Here is an 18,572-nt window from a genome sequence, read left to right on the forward strand (position 1 = left end):
TTTTGCCTGGGGCTGCGTTGCTCCTCGGTCACAGCCCCACTGGCGGGGGATGCTCGCTCGTCGCGCCTTGCCCCAGGCCAAATTGGGCGCAACGAACGTGAGCGTATTTACGAAACGGACCACTAAGATGAGCGCTGACTTTGGCAATGAGCCGTTTTAACAATCTCGAATTCGGCGACCAGCGGGAGGAGCACTCGGCTTCACGGGCGGAATTGAAGGACGAGCAATTCTATCTGGCCGAAGCCAAAACCGCATTTGCTGCGGGCCGGTTTGAGCAAGCACTGCGGCATTTCGCCAAGGTCTTGGAATTCAGCCCGAAGCATCCCGCCGCCTGGGCCGGCCAGGTCCGGATGTTGATCGAGTTGGGGGAATTTCGAGAAGCCAAACTCTGGGCGGACAAAGGCCTGGAACTGATCCCGGACGATCCCGAATTGCTCGCGGCCAAGGCCGTCGCCCTGGCTCGGGACGGGGATCTCAGCGCGGCCCTGATCTTTTCGGACGCGGCCATCGAGTCGCGCGGCCAAACGCCTTACGTCTGGCTGGCTCGCGACGATGTCCTGCTGGCCCGCCGGGAAAAGCGCGCCGATTTCTGTTTTGAGAGGGCGCTGGGTTTGGTCGGCCCTGCCCAGAATTCATTCGAGCAAGCGCGGCAATTGGATCCGCAATGCCAACCCTCTCCGTCCGAACGGGCGCAAGTTTCCGAAAACACCCTCGCGACGCGCTTGCGCGGCTGGTGGAGGCAATGGTTCCAGCGATGAGCATGTCCAGGCTCGATCAATTGATTGGCGCCGCGACCGAGCAGGAAGCGTCCGACCTGCACCTGGTCGTCGGCGTGCCGCCGGCTTTCCGCATCAATGGCGACATTCTCTTGTCGGACGAAGACGCGCTCACGACGGAAGCGGTCACGGAGATGGCGTTCAGTTTGTTGAATTCGGATCAGCGCGAGAAATTCGAGCGCGACTGGGAGCTTTGCATCTCGGTGCCCCATACGGTTGCAGGCCGGGTGCGCGTGACGCTTTACCGCCGAAATGGCGGCCCGGAAATGAGCCTGCGTTTTTGCGGCCATCGCATGCTGAGCCGCGAGGAGCTTGGACTCCCGGCCAAGATCGACGACCTGGCGCGCAAGCCCAACGGATTGGTCCTGATCACCGGCCCCACCGGCGCGGGCAAGACGACGACGCTCAATTACATGGTGGATCTGATCAACAGCGAGCGCCGCTGCAAAATCGTCACCATCGAAGATCCGATTGAATACGTGCATGAAAACAAACGGGCGATCACCGTGCAGCAGGAAGTCCTGACCGATACCCATTCGTTCACGCGCGCTTTGATCCACGTCCTGCGGCAGGATCCGGACGTGATCGTGGTCGGTGAAATGCGCGATCACGAAGCGATTTCCGCGGCTTTGACCGCCGCGGAGACCGGACACCTGGTCTTGGCGACGCTGTACTCGCCGACGGTTTCGCACGCGTTCGAACGGATCATCGGCGTGTTCGAGGGCAGCGCCCGACGGCAGATCATCCTCCAGTTGGCGAATTCGTTGCAAGGAATCATCTCGCAGGATTTGTTGCCGTCGGCGGACCGCGCACGGCGAGTGCTCGCTTATGAACTGCTCGTCGCCACAAGCGCGATCCGAAATCTGATCCGAGAAAACAACCTGCACATGCTTGAAACCACGATCCAGACCGGCGGCAAAGATGGAATGGTCCTGATGGATTCCTGCCTGCACGACCTGTACTGCCGCTGCCTGATCAGCTACAACACGGCCTTGAGCCGCGCGCGAAATCCGGACCGCATGGCGAAGCGGGCCGGGTAAAGGCGCGTTTGTAAAGTGGGAGCCTTCGATGAAGGTGGGGCGAGACTCCCTGCCGAGCCAATGCCATCAAGGGAAGCTGCCTTGGTCTGATTACCATGCTCACGCCCCATGAACCAGACAGGGCAGTCCGTCCCGGCGAGCCGCTCGACGTGCGTGGGACACGTTCGACTCGGCTCGCTGGGGACAGGCTCACCCTACCGTCAGGTTCAGGGGAAGGCTCGCAGGAGCGTCGCCCACCGCCGGTAACTTAGAACCCGCCGACTTCCATTGACAAAGCCCGCGCTGGACCGCCTTCGCGTTCCTGGAGCGTCAACCGACCTCCGGCGTAGCTCAGCCGGCCAACGCCTTTGTAGTCCTTCGGAATCTTGAACAGGAAACACGCATAGCGCTTGGCGATCGTTTGGCCGGCGTCCAGATACTCGTAGAGAGTTCGCCCAAAGATGCGGCCCTTGGCCACGAGGATCGGGAATGGTTGGTGCAATCCCGTCGTGCCGAATTCGAGGCCGCGCGCCGCGGGCTTGGCATTCTCGGCGTGCCGCCAGGCGTTGAACCACGGGTATTCCGACGTTTTCCAGAGATACCCAATCAACAGTCCCTGGGCCGGACTGCTCGCGGTCGTCCACCCATATTCCTCGTCGAGGGTGTAGGACACGACATTCGGATTGTGATCGCGGGTCAGAAAGCGAAGGTTCACGGGCTGGCCGTCCTGGCGCGCTTCCGGCCAGACCACGGCGGGCTCTTCGGGATTGGGCAACGGACTGTTCTGCATGAAGCCGCGGCGGGCGTTGGCGTCCACGACTGTGTGCTCGTCCAGAAAAGGCGGCCCGATTGTCGGGTGCTGAACCATATTGAACACGCGGCCCAGTTTGTTGAGGTTCGTGACTTCTTCATGCACGATGAAAAAAGCATCGCGGACGGAGAGTTCGATCCGGCGCTGCACCTTCAATCCGGCCAGAGGCAGCGTCGCGGTCATCTCGCCCTGGTTTTTTCCATCCTTCGGCTTGGGCGTCTGAGTGATTTGCCATTCGACGCGCGACGCTTCTCCGTGAAAGGGCATGCCGTTTTTCTGTTCGGCTTCGGAGGGCGCGCCCCACCGATCCAGGCAAAGAAAATGCCCCATCGGCCGAGGCTCAACGCCTTCGCCTTTGTTTCCCCATTGCAGCGGGTTCAAAGGTTGAGTGCGCAAATGGAAGTCCGTGATGGAGCCGCCGGCGAGGTCCACGATCAACTGGGACGATTGCCCCTCGAACACTAACGATCGCCGGCCATTGATAATCGTGTCGGCGCGGCCAATCGTGGCGAGAAGGAGAAGCGTCAACAGAATGCGCATGGGAAAAAATTGTTTGTTTCGGGCCGAACATCTCATCCCCGGTTGGAGAACGCAAGGTCCCGCCAGCTTACTGTGCAGAGCGTGGGATTGACGACAGATCGACCGGAGAACCGTAGCGCAGATTTTCAATCTGCTGTATCGCCGATTTCCAATCGGCAGGGCGCCGGCAAGTCCCAGCGTGCTCGGACTGGGAGACGCCCCGCAGAATACAATTCTGCGATACGGCAGAGTGCAACTCTGCGCTACGAGCTTTGTCGTCCATCCCGCGGACCAAGCAGTACTGTAATCCGCTGTGGCGTAGCGTTACGACATGAGACGATTCATGCGTGGACTTCAAGGGTTGGCGCCGGCGGTGGCATTGGGCTGCGCGTTCTAGATCGGAATTGTCTCTCGCTTTAATGCTGGCTTAATGCACTTCAGTGTAGATTAGCGCCATGAAATCGACATTGCTCTCTCTTAAGGCCGCGACGGTCGGTGTCGCGTTGAGTTTCGGAATTGCCCTCCTGGGCCAGAACGCGGGTGTTGCGAGTCGCGGGGATGGCCCGCCGCCGCCGCCCCCACCTGAGTTCGATGGGCCGCCGCCGTTTGGTTTTGGGCCGGGAGGTCCCGGAGGGCGCGGCGGTCCGGGGCGCGGTGGATTCGGCGGCATGGTGCGGCAGGAAACCAAATTGGTGAAGCAGTTCGACAAGGACGGGAACGGTCGCCTCGATGCCGCGGAGCGAAAAGCCGCGCGCGAATTCCTCCAGCGCGAAGGCGTGGCCGGCCGCGGCGGACGTCGCGGCGGTCCTGGATTCTTCGGTCGCGGCGGAGAAATGGAACCGCCCCAGCCCGGCCCGAAGGTTTCGCCCGCGGATGTAAAATCTTTTCCCGGCGCGCCGCTCTACGACGCGCAGACGTTGCGGACTTTCTTCCTCGAATTCGAGGAAGCGGACTGGGAAAAGGAACTCGTCGAATTCCACAACACCGACGTCGAAGTGCCCGCGAAACTGACGGTGGACGGCAAGACCTTTCAGGATGTCGGCGTTCATTTTCGCGGCATGTCGTCCTTTGGCGTCGGCGAAGGACGGAAACGTTCCCTGAATCTTTCGCTGGATCTTGTTCGCGAACAGCAACAGATCGGCGGGTATCGCACGCTGAATCTGCTCAATTCCCACGAAGACCCGACGTTCCTGCGCACGATCCTCTATCATCACATCGCGCGCGAGTATATCCCGGCGCCGAAGGCCAATCTCGGGCGCGTCGTCATCAACGGCGAGAGTTGGGGCATCTATGTCAACGTGCAGCAGTTCAACAAGGATTTCGTCAAGGATTGGTTCGGCACAACTAAAGGCACCCGCTGGAAAGTTCCGGGCAGCCCCGGCGGCCGCGGCAGTCTCGCTTACCTCGGCGACGACCTCGCGCAATACAAGCGCGTCTATGAAATCAAATCCAAAGACGATCCCAAGGCGTGGGCGGATCTGGCCAGGCTCTGCAAGGTCCTCGATCAAACCTCCGCCGATAAATTGGAAGAGGCGCTCGCGCCGCTGCTCGACATCAATGGCGCCTTGAAATTTCTCGCGCTCGAAAACGCTCTGGTCAACAACGACGGCTATTGGATTCGCACGAGCGATTACAGCATTTACCAGGACGAACAGAAGCGCTTCCACATCTTCCCGCACGATGCGAATGAAACGTTCAGCCGTTCCGGTGGACCTGGGTTCGGTGGCCGCGGCGGGCCCGGTGGATTCATCCGACGCGGAGGACCGGGTGAACCTCCTCCCGGAGGCGGTCCTCAAGACGTGTTGATCGGCCCTGGCGGGCCGGTTGGACCGGGCGGGCCTCCGGCTTTCGGCGGCGGACCGCGAATCAACGGCCTCGAACTCGATCCATTAATCGCGGCGAACGATCCGAACAAACCGCTGATCTCGAAATTACTCGCCGTGCCATCGCTGCGCGCGCGCTATCTCGGCTACGTGCGCGACATCGCCGAAAAATGGCTCGACTGGAATCGGCTCGGCCCCATTGCCCGGCAGTATCACTCGCTGATTGCCGCGGAAGTGAAATCGGACACGCGCAAGCTCTCCACGACCGAAGCTTTCAGCAAGAGCCTCACGGATGATGTTCAAGGCGGAGGTTTTGGCCCAGGCGGGCGCGGAACCATCGGCCTAAAGAGCTTCGCGGATCAACGCCGGGCGTACCTGCTCAAAGCAACACAAGCGCTCTCCGGGAAGTAGCCACGGGCCAGCCAATCTTATCGTGCCCTTATGCTTGGACTCTTCACGTTTCCCGTGATGAACCAACCCACCCCTTCGCCCCTTTCAGGAGGGGAACTGGGCCCTGCGACGCCGCATAGATCTCCCCTCCTGGGAGGGGAAGCGGCGGGTTCATGGGTGAGAAATGCTTGGCTGCGCTCCTCAGCCTTTCTTGCCGCTTTCGCGGTGATCCTTGTCGTGACGCGCGCGGACGAAGCCAAGATTCTCCTCCGCCAGCTTGGCACGAACACTCTTCTCCAAGTGCAGGGCGACGGCGATGACGATTGGCGCATCCAGGCTTCGGACGATTTGGCCACGTGGACCCACTTCACGGCATTCGGCACGCTGCTGTCCGGTGGCACCAACGCTCCATCACGCTCTCTGAGCCGTTTGACTGATCGCCACCGATTTTATCGCGCGGTGAAGACCGAAGGGCTTTTCGATCCCACGCTGCTGCGAACCCTCAGCCTCACCTTCACGCAAGCCAACTGGCAATCCTTGCTGACCCGCGGCCGGACGACCGGCTCCAACACCCTCGGCACGCTCGTGATGGACAACGGCGCGACCAATCTCGGCGTGGGCATCCGTTACCGGGGGAACACTTCCTTCACCATGAGCGGCACGAAGAAATCGCTGAACATCGAGCTGAATTACACGAATTCCGAGTCCCGGTTGATGAAGTACAAGACCATCAACCTGAACAATGCGGCCGGTGATGAGACGATCATGCGCGAGCCGATCTATTTCAACACGATGCGGAAATATTCCGTTTCGCCCCTGGGCAGCCTGGTGAAGCTCAACATCAACGGCGAGTATTGGGGCCTCTATTCGTTTGTGCAGCAGGAGAACAACGAATTGATCAAGGAATGGTTCGCCAGCGACCGCGGCGATCGCTGGCGCGCGCCGAACATCGGAGGCGGCACCGGCGGCGCTCCCGGCGGCGGGCGGCCTGGCGGCGGCGGAGGGGGATTTTCCAGCGGTCTTTCGGCGTTGAGCTGGCTGGGCGCGGACGTCGCCGCGTACCGGTCGAGCTACGAATTGAAGACCGACAATTCCACCAACGCCTGGGAACGCCTGGTTCACGCCATCGATGTGCTCAACAACACGCCGGCGGATCAATTGCGTGACAAAGTCGAGGACGTGCTCGCCGTGGACAACTGGCTCTGGTTCCTGGCGGTCGAAAACGTCTTCGCGGACGACGACAGTTATTTCAACAAAGGCGCGGATTACGGATTCTACTACGAGCCGGAAAGCGGCCGCATTCATCCGGTGGAGCACGACGGCAATGAAGCCTTCGTGGCGGGTGACGTTCAACTTTCCCCCGTGCAAGGCGCAGGCCTCACCACTCGGCCGGTCCTTTACCGGCTGCTGGGGGTCCCGGAATTGCGCCAGCGATACCTCGCGCACATGCGCACGGTGCTGAAGGAATCGTTCAATCCCGCGGCGCTGACCCCGGCCATCGTCCAATTCTATACGCTCAGTATCGAGGCGATCATTGCGGATACGAAGAAGAATTACACAATGACGGCCTACGCGAACGACCTTGCCGCGCTGAAAACCTTTGTCACCAATCGCTGCAACTTCCTCACGAATCACGCGGAACTGCGGCCGGTCGCGCCTCGCATCGTGGCCGTGTCCGAACCGGCTTCGCCTTCGGCCGGCGCCCCGGTGGCCGTCACCGCGGACGTGCAAGCTTCGGCCGGCGAGGGCATCGACTCCGTGTGGCTCTATTTCCGCGCCGGTTCCGCGGGGAAATTTTCGCGCGCGCAGATGTTCGACGACGGGGCGCACGGGGACGGCGAGCGAGGCGACGGAATTTACGGCGGAGCCACAGCCAGTTTTCTGGCAGGCGCCAAAGTCCGCTATTACGTCGAAGCGCGTTCCAGCAACGCGGTTAAAGCCTCCAGCTTCGCGCCCGCGCGCGCGGAACAGGAAACCTACAGCTTCCGCGTGACAACTTCGTCCGGCGGGGTCTCGCCCGTTGTCATCAGCGAATTCATGGCGGACAACGCCAAAACGCTCGCCGATCCCCAGGGCGATTACGACGACTGGATCGAACTGCGCAACGTGACGGATGTGGAGGCGGATCTCACGGGCCGTTATCTGAGTGACGATCCGCGCAATCCTCGCAAATGGCAGTTCCCGGCCGGAACGAAGATTCCTGCCCGCGGGTTTCTGATCGTCTGGGCGGATGAAGACGGAACGGCGGCGGCCGGCTTGCACGCCAATTTCAAGCTCTCCGCTGAAGGCGAACAAATCTTCCTCGTGGACAGCGACGCCCATTACAACGCGCTGCTCGACTCGGTTACATTTGGCCCGCAGCAGACGGACCTTTCCTGCGGCCGGCCTGGAGACTATTCGAGCGCGTTTGAAATCCTGCAGCCCACGCCGGGGGCCGGAAACCGGGTTCCTTGACAAAATCAGAAGAGGCGTGAGTCGCAGAAGCCCAGCGCGGCTGACGGCGCAGCCGATTGGTTACGTTGCTCCTGCCCGGTCGCGTAGTATGATCGCTTCCGGGAATGGGATTTGCTAATTTCGCGACGTATGGTTTCGCATGTGGAGACAACAAATTCAGACTTCGGCGGCTTTGGGAGCTTTGGGCGGATTGGGCCGCGTATCCGGGCGGCTGGTTGGAAGGTCCGGATGTTCGTATGCCTTTCCGCGTCAGCCACCGCGATGCTGGCTGCCGAACCGGCGGATGATTCATCCGTTTCCGGATCGGGAGCGGCGCCGGATATCGCCTACCAGAACTACCGGCGGGCGAGTTCTCCGTGGTCGATTCACGTGGTGCGCGTGCCCCTGGGCAAATCGCCGTTTCGAGTGTGCGCCGTGCATGCGGGAGGGCACGCGGTGGGGTTGGGACGGCTCAGCGACCAGACGCGGATTTTGGCCTCCGAACACGCCACACCGATGGCCGCGATCAACGGCGACTTCTATCAACGCGGCGGGCCGTACGCGGGCGATCCGCGCGGGCTGCAAATTGTCGAAGGAGAAATGATCAGCGCGCCTTCCGGCAGCGTCAGCTTCTGGATCGATGCCCTGGGCGAACCGCACGCCACGAACACGGCCTCGCTTCTCGAAGTCACCTGGCCCGACGGCAGGACCGCGCGCATCGGATTGAACGGAGGCCGCTCCTCAAACGAAATCGAGCTTTACACACCCGCAATCGGGCCCTCCACGCAGACCAGCGGAGGACGCGAACTGGTCCTGGAGCCGCGCGGAAACACGCTCTGGCTGCCGCTGCGGCCCGGCCGCATCTACCCGGCGCGGATTCGCGAGGTCCGCGAAACGGGCAACACGCGCCTGCTCCCCGGAACGATGGTCCTGTCAATTGGCCCGAGCCTGGCCCGGCGCGCTCCCCGGCTGCAAAGCGGGGACGAGTTGGTGATTTCCACCGCGACCTCGCCCAATTTGCGCGGCGCGCGAACCGCCCTGAGCGGCGGCCCCCTCCTGGTGCGCGACGGAAAGCGCCAGCGCATTCAACCGGCCGATTCGGATTCTTATGAATTCACTTCCATGACCGAACGCCACCCGCGATCCGCCATCGGCTGGAATGAGAATTCTTTCTTTCTCGTCCAGGTGGATGGCCGGCAACGCAATCTCTCCGTGGGGATGACCCTGACTGAGTTGGCCGCGCTCATGGTTGAGCTGGGCTGCCGGGAAGCCATCAATCTCGACGGCGGCGGATCGGCGACTCTCTGGTTTGATGGCCGGGTTCGGAATCGTCCGTGTGACGGATACGAGCGAGCGATCGCCAATTCCGTGGTGGTGATCAAAAAGAGCGCCAGCCTGGCGGCTCCGGATCGAACGGGCGCGGCGTTGTCGGGGCGGTAATTCGTTAAGAGCCTGTCTGAAAACTGTCTTCTGGGTGGAACAGGCCACCGGCCTGTTGCGGCGGGCTACCAGCCCGCCGGGCCTTTTGGCGGCAGGTTGCCGCCAAACACGGGCTGGTAGCCCGTTCCACCCATTTTTCAGACAGGCTCTAAGTGAGTTGAATCGTTAGATCGTTAAATCGGTTGAATGAGGCAACAACTTCCAGGCTCGGACCTTGAACTTGAAACCTGAAACTTTGAACTCCCAGCGCGGGCGAAGCGTGCATTCATTTGGTTGCGGCGTCAGCCGCGCTGGGGACGGCGGTCGCCAATCCCAAGGGGATTGCGTCCTCCAGCCCTGGGTCGCGAGGAACGAGCTGCCCTGGGTAAAGCGAGCGAGATGGAAGCAAACCCGAAGGGGTTGCGTCTCTTCCTTGGGCCGAATCAGACTACGAGTCTGCGTTGCACGGGTGGCCGCATTGACGTTGGGAATTTGCGCCGTTTGCGCCGGGGAAAACACCTCGACCGAGGACGTGTTCGCGGTTCATCCCGTCTGGCAAATTCAGATTGAGGTCGCGCCGCGGGACCTCGAAAGCCTGCGCGCCGAAAGCCGGAAATACGTCCGCGCCAAGGTTCGTGTTCAGGGCCAGACTTTCGCCGACGCCGGGCTGCACTTGAAAGGCGCGTCCGGCAGTTTCCGCCCCATCGATGGCAAACCGAGTTTGACGGTGGACTTCGACCGTTTTGTGCCGGGCCAAAACTTCCGCGGTTTGACGAAGCTTCATCTCAACAATTCGGTCGAAGATCCGAGTTATCTCAAGGAACAGATCGGGACGGAATTGTTCCGCCCCGCGCAGATGCCGGTTCCGCGCGTGACTCACGCCCGCGTGGAGTTGAACGGGCGTCCGGTCGGTTTCTATGTCTTGAAGGAAGGCTTCGCCGAGAGTTTTGTCGCCCGAAACTTCCCGCGCGCGGACGGACATCTGTATGAACCGGAGGAAGGCCGTGACGTGGACCAGCGCATGAAACGTCAACTCGGACCCGACTCGGCCGACGATCAAAAGGCTTTGAAACACCTCGCTGCCGCCGCGTCCGAACGCGATTTGCACCGCCGTTGGCAACGCTTGAACGCGGCGCTCGACCTGGAGCGATTCCTGAGCTTCATGGCCATCGAAATCATGATTGGCCACTGGGACGGCTATTGTCTGGGCCGAAACAACTTCAGGATTTACCACGAACCCGGCGCGGACCGGATCGTGTTCCTCCCGTCCGGCATGGATCAAATCTTTGCGAAGGCGGATTTGGATTGGAAACCGAAGATGCGAGGTTTGGTTGCGCGCGCGCTCCTGGAAATCCCGGAAGGCCGCAAGCAGTATGAAGCGAAGTTCAGGGCGCTGTTCCAGTCGCTGTATTCGTCGGAGCGGCTGACCCGTCGAGTGACTCAGCTTCTGGCTGAATTACGGCCGTTTCTGAAAGCCAGCGAGGTTGAAGCCGTAGAGCGGGAAGCCGCGGAGCTTTGTGCTCAAATTCGCGCCAGAGAAGTCAGCCTTCGGTATCAATTGAGCGAACCGGAGCCCGCATTTCCGGATTTCCAGAATGGCCCGGCCTTGCTCGGCGGATGGAAGCCGGTGGACCCGCCGCGCGGAGGCCAGATGCAGGAAGCGAAGACCTCGGAGGGGAAGCCGGCGCTGAAGATCTCAGCCGGGCCAAGAACTTCAGCGTCCTGGCGAACCACCATTCGGCTGGCTCCTGGGCGATATCGGTTTCGCGGTGAAGCCAGGGTCACCGGCGTGAATCCGCTGCCGTTTGGCGAGAACCACGGCGCACGGCTGCGGGTGGCTGACCGGGCCGGCGCGTCGTCTAAGTTGATCGGCAGCAGCGCCTGGAAGACCTTGGAGATGGACTTTGAAACGCACGCGCCGGAGGAAAAAATTGTGCTCATGTGCGAGCTTCGCGCCAGCGCCGGTGAAGCGTGGTTTGACAAAGATTCGCTGGTCATTATCCGATTGCCGTGAATGGACGATAACCATGGCGAAGAACCCAGCCCCCGCCCCTCCCTGGAGGGGAGCTTCGTTTTTCCCGGGTAGTTTCAAGTTCCCCTCCTGGGAGGGGCGAAGGGGTGGGTTCGTGCAGATGCATCTTAACCAATGTTCAGCGCGGCGTCTGGTATAGCGCGTGCTGGTTTCTGGAGGCTGTTGGATGATGCTCCGGGCTTAAGAGAGAGATTATGAGACGAAAGAAAACTGCTTTTACGCTGATCGAGTTGCTGGTGGTGATTGCGATCATCGCTTTGCTGGCGGGAATGCTCCTGCCGGCCCTGGCCGCGGCCAAAGCCAAAGCCAAACGAATTGCTTGCGTGAACAATCTGAAGCAAATGAGCCTCAGCTTCCGGATTTGGGCCGGCGACAACGCCGACAAATATCCCTGGAACCTCTCCGTCACGAACGGCGGAAGCCTCGATTCGGCCGATTGGATGGATCACTTCCGCATCTGCTCGAACGAACTGGCTACCCCCAGCATTCTGCTTTGCCCGGCGAATACGAAAAAGAGGGCCGCGATGAACTGGGTCTCCGCTTCGGGCGACGCCCACGTCAGTTACCTGATCGGACTGAACTCCAGCGAGGACCGTCCGCAAACGATTCTCCTGGGAGATTTCAACGTGACGGGCGGCGACGGTGGACTGGACCCCAGGTGGAGCATTTATCTGGGTTCTTCGATTGATGCGGCCTGGGATCGAACACTCCATGTCCGCAAGGGTAATCTGGCGCTGGCCGACGGCAGCGTCCAGCAAACGAAGACCGCCAACCTGCGCGCCCAAATCAGCGCGGCGCTCGCGTCCGGACTGACGAACGTCGTGCTGTCAAAGCCGCGGGGGATCTTTTAGCCTCGCGGACTCGATCTGCGCGATTGGCCATCGGACTCAAATGCAACAGGAGCAAACGGAGATAACGCAGGAATGGCGACCAGCATCTAGTCCCGGCTTTCACCGCTCTGGTCGCGAAAACCGGATGAAGCCGAGACCACACGCGGCCAACAGATAATCATGCGTTATCCAAGGCACGTGGAGATCACCGCTGCGCTGATCGCTTCCGCAGCACTCGCCGTCGTCGTTCTTTCTTCCTGCGAGTTCGCGCCGCGAGTGGATCGGAAACTCCATTCCGGCATTGGACGGGCTTTGGCGGCGGAGGCCTTGAGCCTGTTGGGACATGGAGGACAAATCACCGTCATTACGCGCGACACCGAGGCTTTCCGGCAACCGGCGCTCGACCTCCTGCTGGCCAGTTTTCAACGTGAAGCTCGCCGGGCTCAGGCCGCGATTGCCGGAACTCAGTTGATCCAGGCCGATCCGATCCGGCCTGCGGAAGTTCCTTCCGGTGATTTTTTTGAACTGATCCGGCGCACGGCTGCGGGCAACGTAATCAGCCCCAGACGAGCGGGACCCTTAACACGGGGGGCCGATGAGCAATTCCAACGAACCAAAAACTGTGCGGACCGCAGCCTTCAGGCTGCTTCCAGCCCCGGTCCGGAGTTTGGCGTTGAAGCGGCCTAAAGGCCACGGTCCGAGGAGACGGTTCATGGGAAGTGTGCAGGGCGCCGTGGCCATGGGAACTTCCCCTGAACCGCCTCAAGCCGGATGCGAAACTTTGTCCCGTACGGGACATGCTTTTTGTCATTTCTCGGTTCATAGTCCTCAGGTGCGCCCTTTGGGCGACGGTAGGGCTGCGTTGCCGCGCAGCCGATCTTCGATCGATTCGGCGGCGCGGCAGCACCGCCCTACCATCGACGGTTTCACCCGGGCCGATCTGCTCGTGACGCTGGCCACGTGCGCGGTGCTCGCGGCCCTGGTGATCACGCCGCTCAACGTGGCCCGGAACAAAACGCGCCTCAAGGCTTGCACGGCGAACCTTCAGCAAATTGGCCGCGCGGTTCTGCTTTACGCCGACGATCACAAAGCGACCTTGCCGGGGCCGACCCGCGCGCACCCCGGAGATTTCTGGTGGTGGTACAAGGAACAGGTCAAGAGTTACCTGGGGTTGACGGGTGCTTCCTCTCCGAATGACCGCGTCTTTGCCTGTCCGGCGGACCGGGGTTACTCCGACCCGCAGCCGTTCTGCCTGAGTCCGCGATTCGACTACGGGAGTTACGTGTTCAACGGCGTGACTTTGCTGGGGGCGCCGAATATCGCAGGCTGGAAACTGCCCGCGGTAAATCAACCGCGACGCACGCTCCTGCTCATGGAATGGGCCGCTCACGCTCCCTTATCCTGGCATCGCAGCAAGACCGGCAAAGCCAACGCGCCTTTTTACTGCGACGCGAAAAGCGTGGTCGCTTTCGCGGACGGGCACGCGGGGCTGACCAAGATTTATTACGACGGATACAACGCAGCCTACACGCGCGATCCGATTCCGGGCTATGACTACAAATATAGCGGGCGTTAACTCCAAGTTTCGAGTTTCGGGTTTCGGGTTCAAAGTTCGATGTTCGATGTTCGATGTTCAAAGCTCCCGCGGTTCAACGTTGGTGACTGCTGGCCTTGATTCCGGCTCAACTCCATTCCACGTAATGCAAACTTCATTCAGACTGGTCCTGGCTGCCACCTTGCTGGCCACTGGCCTCTCGGCGAGGGCGGCGACGATGGTAGGCCTCTGGAAACCCATCTTCAAAGGCGTCGATCATTCCGCCAGCACGAACCTCCCGGGCGGCGATTTCCCAAACCGCCAGGTCGTCCATGCGTTCCGCGTAGACCTGACCGACCCGGATATCCGTTTCTTCACGACGCCCCGCATCTCCAGCTATTCGGCCGGCGTGCGGGAAATCGGCGCTCTTACGATGAGCGACTTCTTGAAGACTTACAAAGTGCAGGCCGCGATCAACGCGAATTTCTTCAGCGGGCGCAACTATTACCTTCCGGCGTACACGCCGATGGACGTCTATGGCTTGCAGATCAGCGAGGGCGTGGTGGTGTCGGCCCAGGACGGGCGAGATCACGCGGCGACGATTCTTTTCGACGCGAACAATCGCCCCACGGTCCTGCACACAAACTGGCCGGCGGCCAGCGTGGCGGATGTTTTCACGGCCATTTCGGGAAATTACCCCCTCGTGGTGAACGGGAGAAATATCGTGAATCGCTCTGCGGCACGCGAAGTCGAGCCGCGCACCGCCTTCGGCATTTCGCAGGATCGCCGCTATCTTTACCTCGTGGGCATCGATGGCCGGCAGTCCGGATACAGTTCCGGCGCGAACGATTACGAAACGGCCGGCTGGCTGCTGCTGCTGGGCGCGCACGATGGCGTGAACATGGACGGCGGAGGCTCCACGACGCTCGTGATCGAAGACAGCACCGGCGTTCCCAAGCGGCTGAATCGGTCCAGCGCCGTCGCCGATTCGGGCCGCGAGCGAACGGTCGGCAGCCATTTCGGCATCTTCGCCAAACCGCTGCCCGGCTTCATCAATGATGTCGCCGCGGTTCCCGACGACACCACCGCCCGGATCACGTGGACCACGGTTGAACCGGCTACCTCCGAAGTGCAGTTTGGTCCCACGGCCGATTTCGGTGGCAGCTCAGGAATTCTCTCGGACCTCGTGACTCAACACGTCGTGGAACTCAAAGGCTTGAAGCCGAACACGGGCTATTATTATCGCGCCGTTTCCACCGCGAGATCCCAACAATACACTTCGCCGAACTTGTATTTTGTCACCACGAATTACGTGACGACGAATCAAATCTTTGGCCTCACGAACTCCTGGAAATTCACGACGGCCAACTTCGACGGGACCGATTGGACGAGCCGCAGCTACGACGATTCGGCGTGGAGCGGGCCGGAGCCGGCCTTGCTCTGGGCGGACGTGCGCGCGGCCGGGCCCAACGCGTTGGTTGAGCCGAAGAACACCGAGATGCCGGCCAATCCGCAAAACAGCGGCTACCCTCACGTCACGTATTATTTTCGCACCCGATTCAAGCTCGAGAATCTGGTGTCCGCCAGTTCCCTGGCATTTTCCGGTTACATCGATGATGGAGCGGTCTTTTACCTCAACGGAACTGAAATCCACCGGCTGCGGATGCCGGCGCGCGCCGACGCCGGCACATTGGCGACTGGCTATCCCTGTGACGGAGACGCTACGTGCCTCGACGAATTCACCGTCCCCGCAGACGTTGGAAATCTTGTTCTGGGCGAGAACGTCCTGGCGGTGGAGGTGCACAACTACAATCTTCGGAGCGCGGACATCACGTTCGGCGTTTCCATGCGCCGCATCGAACCGATCGCGCGCGCGGTGCGGCTGGCCATGGCGCGATCCGGCGGGACAATCACGTTGAGTTGGGACGGTGCTGGTTTTGTTCTGCAAACCGCCAATGCCATTGATGGTCCGTGGGCGGGCGTGGAAGGAAGCCCCGCCAGCCCCTTCATCGTCCAACCCGCGCCAACCAGCCGGTTCTTCAGGCTTCGGAAGTGAGCCGAAAACCGGGCGGACCGCAGCCTTTAGGCTGCTTCGGGCCCACTCCGGAGTCCAGCGCCGAGGCGGCCTGAAGGCCGCGGTCCGGACGAAACGTTCATGGGAAGTTTCCACGAATTCTGGATCGCGCATCGCAGCCATTAACGGAGAAGAACGAGCTTCGGCGCGCCAGCGTCTTGGAGTGCGGCAGTCTTCTGCCGCTTTAGGGCGGGTTTGGCGGATCGAAAGCGCCAGAAGACTGGCGCAGTCCAAAACCTGGCGGAACAAGAGGCGTTCATGGGAAGCTTCCACGGCCCGCAAGCCGTACGGCGCATGAACCTGGCGTGCGGAGCGCTGGTCTCCGCCCCGGCGCGTTTCCGTGACGCTTTGGGCTTCTGACACCCGTCAATTCCGCGTTCACAGCGGGAGGCCATCCTGGCGCATCATTGAGGATACGAAAATGAAACTGGAAACGGGAGTTCAGCCCACAAAAAACACGAAAGACGCGAAAGGTGAACCTGTTGAAGATCCAGAAATCTTCACGCGGTGGCTGAGGGGAATCGCGTCGGCCACGCACTTCGATTCTGTGTCTTTGGTGTGTTTCGTGGGCCTGCTCGCTCTTCTGTTGAACCTGGCCGCCTCCAACCAAGCCGGCGCGAAACAGGCCGCGGCGCCACCGTCCGCAGTTCAGCCCGGTGCAATCATGGTTCGAGTTGAACCGCGAGAGATCGACGACTTGCTGGCGAATCCCGGCATGGGTTGGCAAGCTTTCCACCATTTCGCTGACGACGATAAGAATCTCCAAGGCTTGCCCAGCGCGAGCGCGTATTTCCGATTTTACTGGCGCGAGATCGAACCGCGCGACGGCGAGATCGATTTCGCCAGGTTCGACGAATTACTCGCGCACGCCCGGCGCGTCGGCCAAAAGTTCGCCTTCCGGATCATGTGCACCGGCTCCGGCCAATACAGAGAAAAGGGAATGAAGCGGACGGTGAAGGACGGGCTGGGGTGGCGCGCGGATTGCCTCGGCGACCTGGGCGGCTTCTCAAAAACCTGGAATCACATGGACCATTTTAGCCTTGGGAGTCATTGACGCAACAACGCAAGCTCCAGCCGTGCGCCTGGCCATCGCTGGACGCGACGCGGAAGGGTGGTATCCGTTGAGCCATCTTGAGGTGACCCGATGAGAGCCAGACGCAGTTCTGACGGCAATCCGACGCCTCGAATTGCGTGCTCCACATCAGCACGATCACATCCGCCTCCTCCAACTCGCGGCCGATGGTCTTGTCCCAATCCTCTGGCAGCTCTAAGGAAGCCTCCAAACCGTGAGTGCTAGCCTGGCAAGTTTCCTCTGCCTCTGAGCGATGTTGTCCTTACTCCATTCGTCACAAGCCGCAACGTCGCGCGTGAGTCCATATTGGCTGATGCCAAAGATGGCTTTTTTGACCGTGAACGGCTTCTGTCCGAGATCCTTGTTCTTCCCCTGTTCGAGCAGGGCGTAATTCCCCAAACGATCCACGTAGCGCGCGTGCTCCTCTTCGGAAAATGTTTCTGACCAAGCTTCATCGAGACTGTCTGGCAGAATGTGCTCAATCGTGGATTCAGTTGCATGCCAACTGTCTTGCTGACTATGTTGGCGTTCCAAAGAGCAAAGCACATAGCGCATCAGTTGCTTGCCTTTCGTTGTGCAGGGCTGCCGAAAGACCTCGAAATCGGCTCGGAACTGAATGAAGAAGACCGTGTCTGGATCGCCAGCGAAACGCGCCAGAGTATCAAAACTGCCTCCACGAATGAAATCAATCCGGTCGGCCATGTATTCAATGTTCAGAATCCGCTTCGCGATGGTTTTGGGTACCACCGAGCCAAAATGCCTGAATGCCATTGCAGGTCTGGACTCCGGCTACCTCCATCTCCACCGGCATGCCGCTGGGCGTGGCGTGCTCCTGCGAATCGCCGCGACAGGAGTTGCGGCAAATCCGCTATTCAATCCGGCCAGAATACTCCCGCCGGAATTCCTCATAAACGATGCGCAGAACTTTTTGGCGATCTTCTGTCTCCTCAAAATTTGCCGTCATCTTGAGCACATCGTCCTTGCTGATGGACTGAACTTCCATGTCGATGAGGTATTGCCTCACTTCCTTTGAAATGTCGTCAATGACGAGGATCACCTTGCCGTCCTCAAAGCGCTCTTTGTCAAAGTTGACTTTGAGCTCTGCGAGGACCCTGTTCGCTTCGGATGCTGTGTGAATCTGCAGTTTCTTAACCTGGTAAACGACACCGAAGTTGGTTGATAGATCAACGCCTTTATCATGGGCAGATGTTCCAAGCAAATTGGTCGTTGCCATATCGCTTTCGAGCGCAGAGGCCTTCTCACGGATTGGCCAACTCAGCATCCGCGGGGCATCGAGCCGTTCCAGGTATGATCCCCTTTAGAGAAGTCATCTTCAAGTCGTCGTTCAGTCTCCTCTGCGCGCTCGGCTGCAAGTTGACGGACGCGGGAGATGTCCTTCTTCGTCCTTGGAGATTGACCGCAATCAAAGCGGCTGTCAGGCGAATGGGATGAGATTTGGCTGCCTTGTTCAGCATCGACAAAAGACGTTGTGAATCGCCTGATGATGAAAGGAACTGTGATGAAGGTTCAGCCAGTCCATACCGCGAATCGTATTGGAAAGTTGGACGGCCTGCGTTATCTGCTCAGCATCCTATGGGTCGCGTTCAGAATGGCCTGGTTCGCTTCCGCCTACGCCCAGACCGCGGCGCCAACGTTTGAATGCATCGGCCTGTATTGGAAGCCCGGTGACGTGGAGGGGCGCGCAGCGAGTGGCGTTTTGCCGGAAGCCCAAGTTCGCTACCGCGCGCCTGGAGACAGCAATTGGCGACAAGGCTACCCGTTGTGTTATGACGAACGCGACCAGGAATTCCGCGGGAGTTTGGTTCAGCTTCAGCCCGGC

Annotated in this window: 16 protein-coding genes; 12 read left to right on the forward strand and 4 right to left on the reverse strand. The window is 60.4% G+C overall.

Annotated elements, in window-relative coordinates; all coding sequences use genetic code 11:
* Window positions 1-146: 146 nt before the first annotated feature.
* Together FJ398_15060 and FJ398_15065 are read left to right on the forward strand one after the other, a co-directional pair.
* Window positions 147-758, forward strand: coding sequence for a tetratricopeptide repeat protein (locus FJ398_15060; GenBank protein ID MBM3839254.1), 612 nt, complete (start codon window positions 147-149; stop codon window positions 756-758).
* The gene (locus tag FJ398_15065) at window positions 755-1,816 is read left to right on the forward strand and encodes a PilT/PilU family type 4a pilus ATPase (GenBank protein ID MBM3839255.1); all 1,062 of its coding nucleotides are present in this window, start codon (window positions 755-757) and stop codon (window positions 1,814-1,816) included. Before FJ398_15060 ends, FJ398_15065 begins: the two co-directional genes overlap by 4 nt.
* Before the next feature lie 247 nt (window positions 1,817-2,063).
* Here the strand turns inward: FJ398_15065 and FJ398_15070 are convergent, their stop codons facing one another.
* Window positions 2,064-3,146: a hypothetical protein gene (locus FJ398_15070; protein ID MBM3839256.1), complete on the reverse strand. Its 1,083-nt coding sequence runs from the start codon at window positions 3,144-3,146 to the stop codon at window positions 2,064-2,066.
* 434 nt (window positions 3,147-3,580) lie between these two features.
* Between FJ398_15070 and FJ398_15075 the strand changes: the two genes are divergently transcribed.
* From FJ398_15075 to FJ398_15115, 9 genes are all read left to right on the forward strand, one after another.
* Window positions 3,581-5,359 (forward strand): spore coat protein CotH, encoded by a 1,779-nt coding sequence (locus FJ398_15075; GenBank protein ID MBM3839257.1) that lies wholly within the window; start codon window positions 3,581-3,583, stop codon window positions 5,357-5,359.
* A 30-nt stretch (window positions 5,360-5,389) separates the two neighbouring features.
* The gene (locus FJ398_15080; protein ID MBM3839258.1) at window positions 5,390-7,792 is read left to right on the forward strand and encodes a hypothetical protein; all 2,403 of its coding nucleotides are present in this window, start codon (window positions 5,390-5,392) and stop codon (window positions 7,790-7,792) included.
* A 129-nt stretch (window positions 7,793-7,921) separates the two neighbouring features.
* Window positions 7,922-9,211 carry a phosphodiester glycosidase family protein gene (locus FJ398_15085; protein ID MBM3839259.1) on the forward strand — a complete coding sequence of 430 codons (1,290 nt, stop codon included), beginning with the start codon at window positions 7,922-7,924 and terminating at the stop codon, window positions 9,209-9,211.
* A gap of 214 nt (window positions 9,212-9,425) precedes the next feature.
* Complete coding sequence (locus FJ398_15090; protein MBM3839260.1) at window positions 9,426-11,204, forward strand: hypothetical protein; 1,779 nt, start codon at window positions 9,426-9,428, stop codon at window positions 11,202-11,204.
* 212 nt (window positions 11,205-11,416) lie between these two features.
* On the forward strand, window positions 11,417-12,073 hold the full coding sequence (locus FJ398_15095) for a type II secretion system protein (GenBank protein ID MBM3839261.1): 657 nt from the start codon (window positions 11,417-11,419) through the stop codon (window positions 12,071-12,073).
* 177 nt (window positions 12,074-12,250) lie between these two features.
* Window positions 12,251-12,739 (forward strand): hypothetical protein, encoded by a 489-nt coding sequence (locus FJ398_15100; GenBank protein MBM3839262.1) that lies wholly within the window; start codon window positions 12,251-12,253, stop codon window positions 12,737-12,739.
* A 145-nt stretch (window positions 12,740-12,884) separates the two neighbouring features.
* Window positions 12,885-13,628 carry a type II secretion system protein gene (locus FJ398_15105; GenBank protein ID MBM3839263.1) on the forward strand — a complete coding sequence of 248 codons (744 nt, stop codon included), beginning with the start codon at window positions 12,885-12,887 and terminating at the stop codon, window positions 13,626-13,628.
* Window positions 13,603-15,642 carry a hypothetical protein gene (locus FJ398_15110; GenBank protein MBM3839264.1) on the forward strand — a complete coding sequence of 680 codons (2,040 nt, stop codon included), beginning with the start codon at window positions 13,603-13,605 and terminating at the stop codon, window positions 15,640-15,642. Before FJ398_15105 ends, FJ398_15110 begins: the two co-directional genes overlap by 26 nt.
* 439 nt (window positions 15,643-16,081) lie before the next feature.
* A complete protein-coding gene (locus FJ398_15115) occupies window positions 16,082-16,714 on the forward strand; it encodes a hypothetical protein (protein ID MBM3839265.1) in 633 nt (210 codons plus the stop codon).
* On the opposite strand, the gene FJ398_15120 is transcribed toward FJ398_15115, so the two are convergent.
* The 3 genes from FJ398_15120 to FJ398_15130 all read right to left on the reverse strand — a co-directional run bounded on the left by FJ398_15120 (window position 16,695) and on the right by FJ398_15130 (window position 17,966).
* Complete coding sequence (locus tag FJ398_15120) at window positions 16,695-16,943, reverse strand: hypothetical protein (protein ID MBM3839266.1); 249 nt, start codon at window positions 16,941-16,943, stop codon at window positions 16,695-16,697. The genes FJ398_15115 and FJ398_15120 overlap by 20 nt on opposite strands.
* A complete protein-coding gene (locus tag FJ398_15125) occupies window positions 16,928-17,503 on the reverse strand; it encodes an HNH endonuclease (GenBank protein ID MBM3839267.1) in 576 nt (191 codons plus the stop codon). Before FJ398_15125 ends, FJ398_15120 begins: the two co-directional genes overlap by 16 nt.
* Window positions 17,504-17,600: 97 nt before the next feature.
* Window positions 17,601-17,966 carry a hypothetical protein gene (locus tag FJ398_15130; protein ID MBM3839268.1) on the reverse strand — a complete coding sequence of 122 codons (366 nt, stop codon included), beginning with the start codon at window positions 17,964-17,966 and terminating at the stop codon, window positions 17,601-17,603.
* Window positions 17,967-18,233: 267 nt separating this feature from the next.
* Here FJ398_15130 and FJ398_15135 point away from each other — a divergent pair.
* The coding region (locus FJ398_15135) for a hypothetical protein (GenBank protein ID MBM3839269.1) at window positions 18,234-18,572 on the forward strand (339 nt) is incomplete at its 3' end.

Source organism: Verrucomicrobiota bacterium (assembly GCA_016871535.1).
In the GTDB taxonomy this organism is placed as follows: domain Bacteria; phylum Verrucomicrobiota; class Verrucomicrobiia; order Limisphaerales; family SIBE01; genus VHCZ01.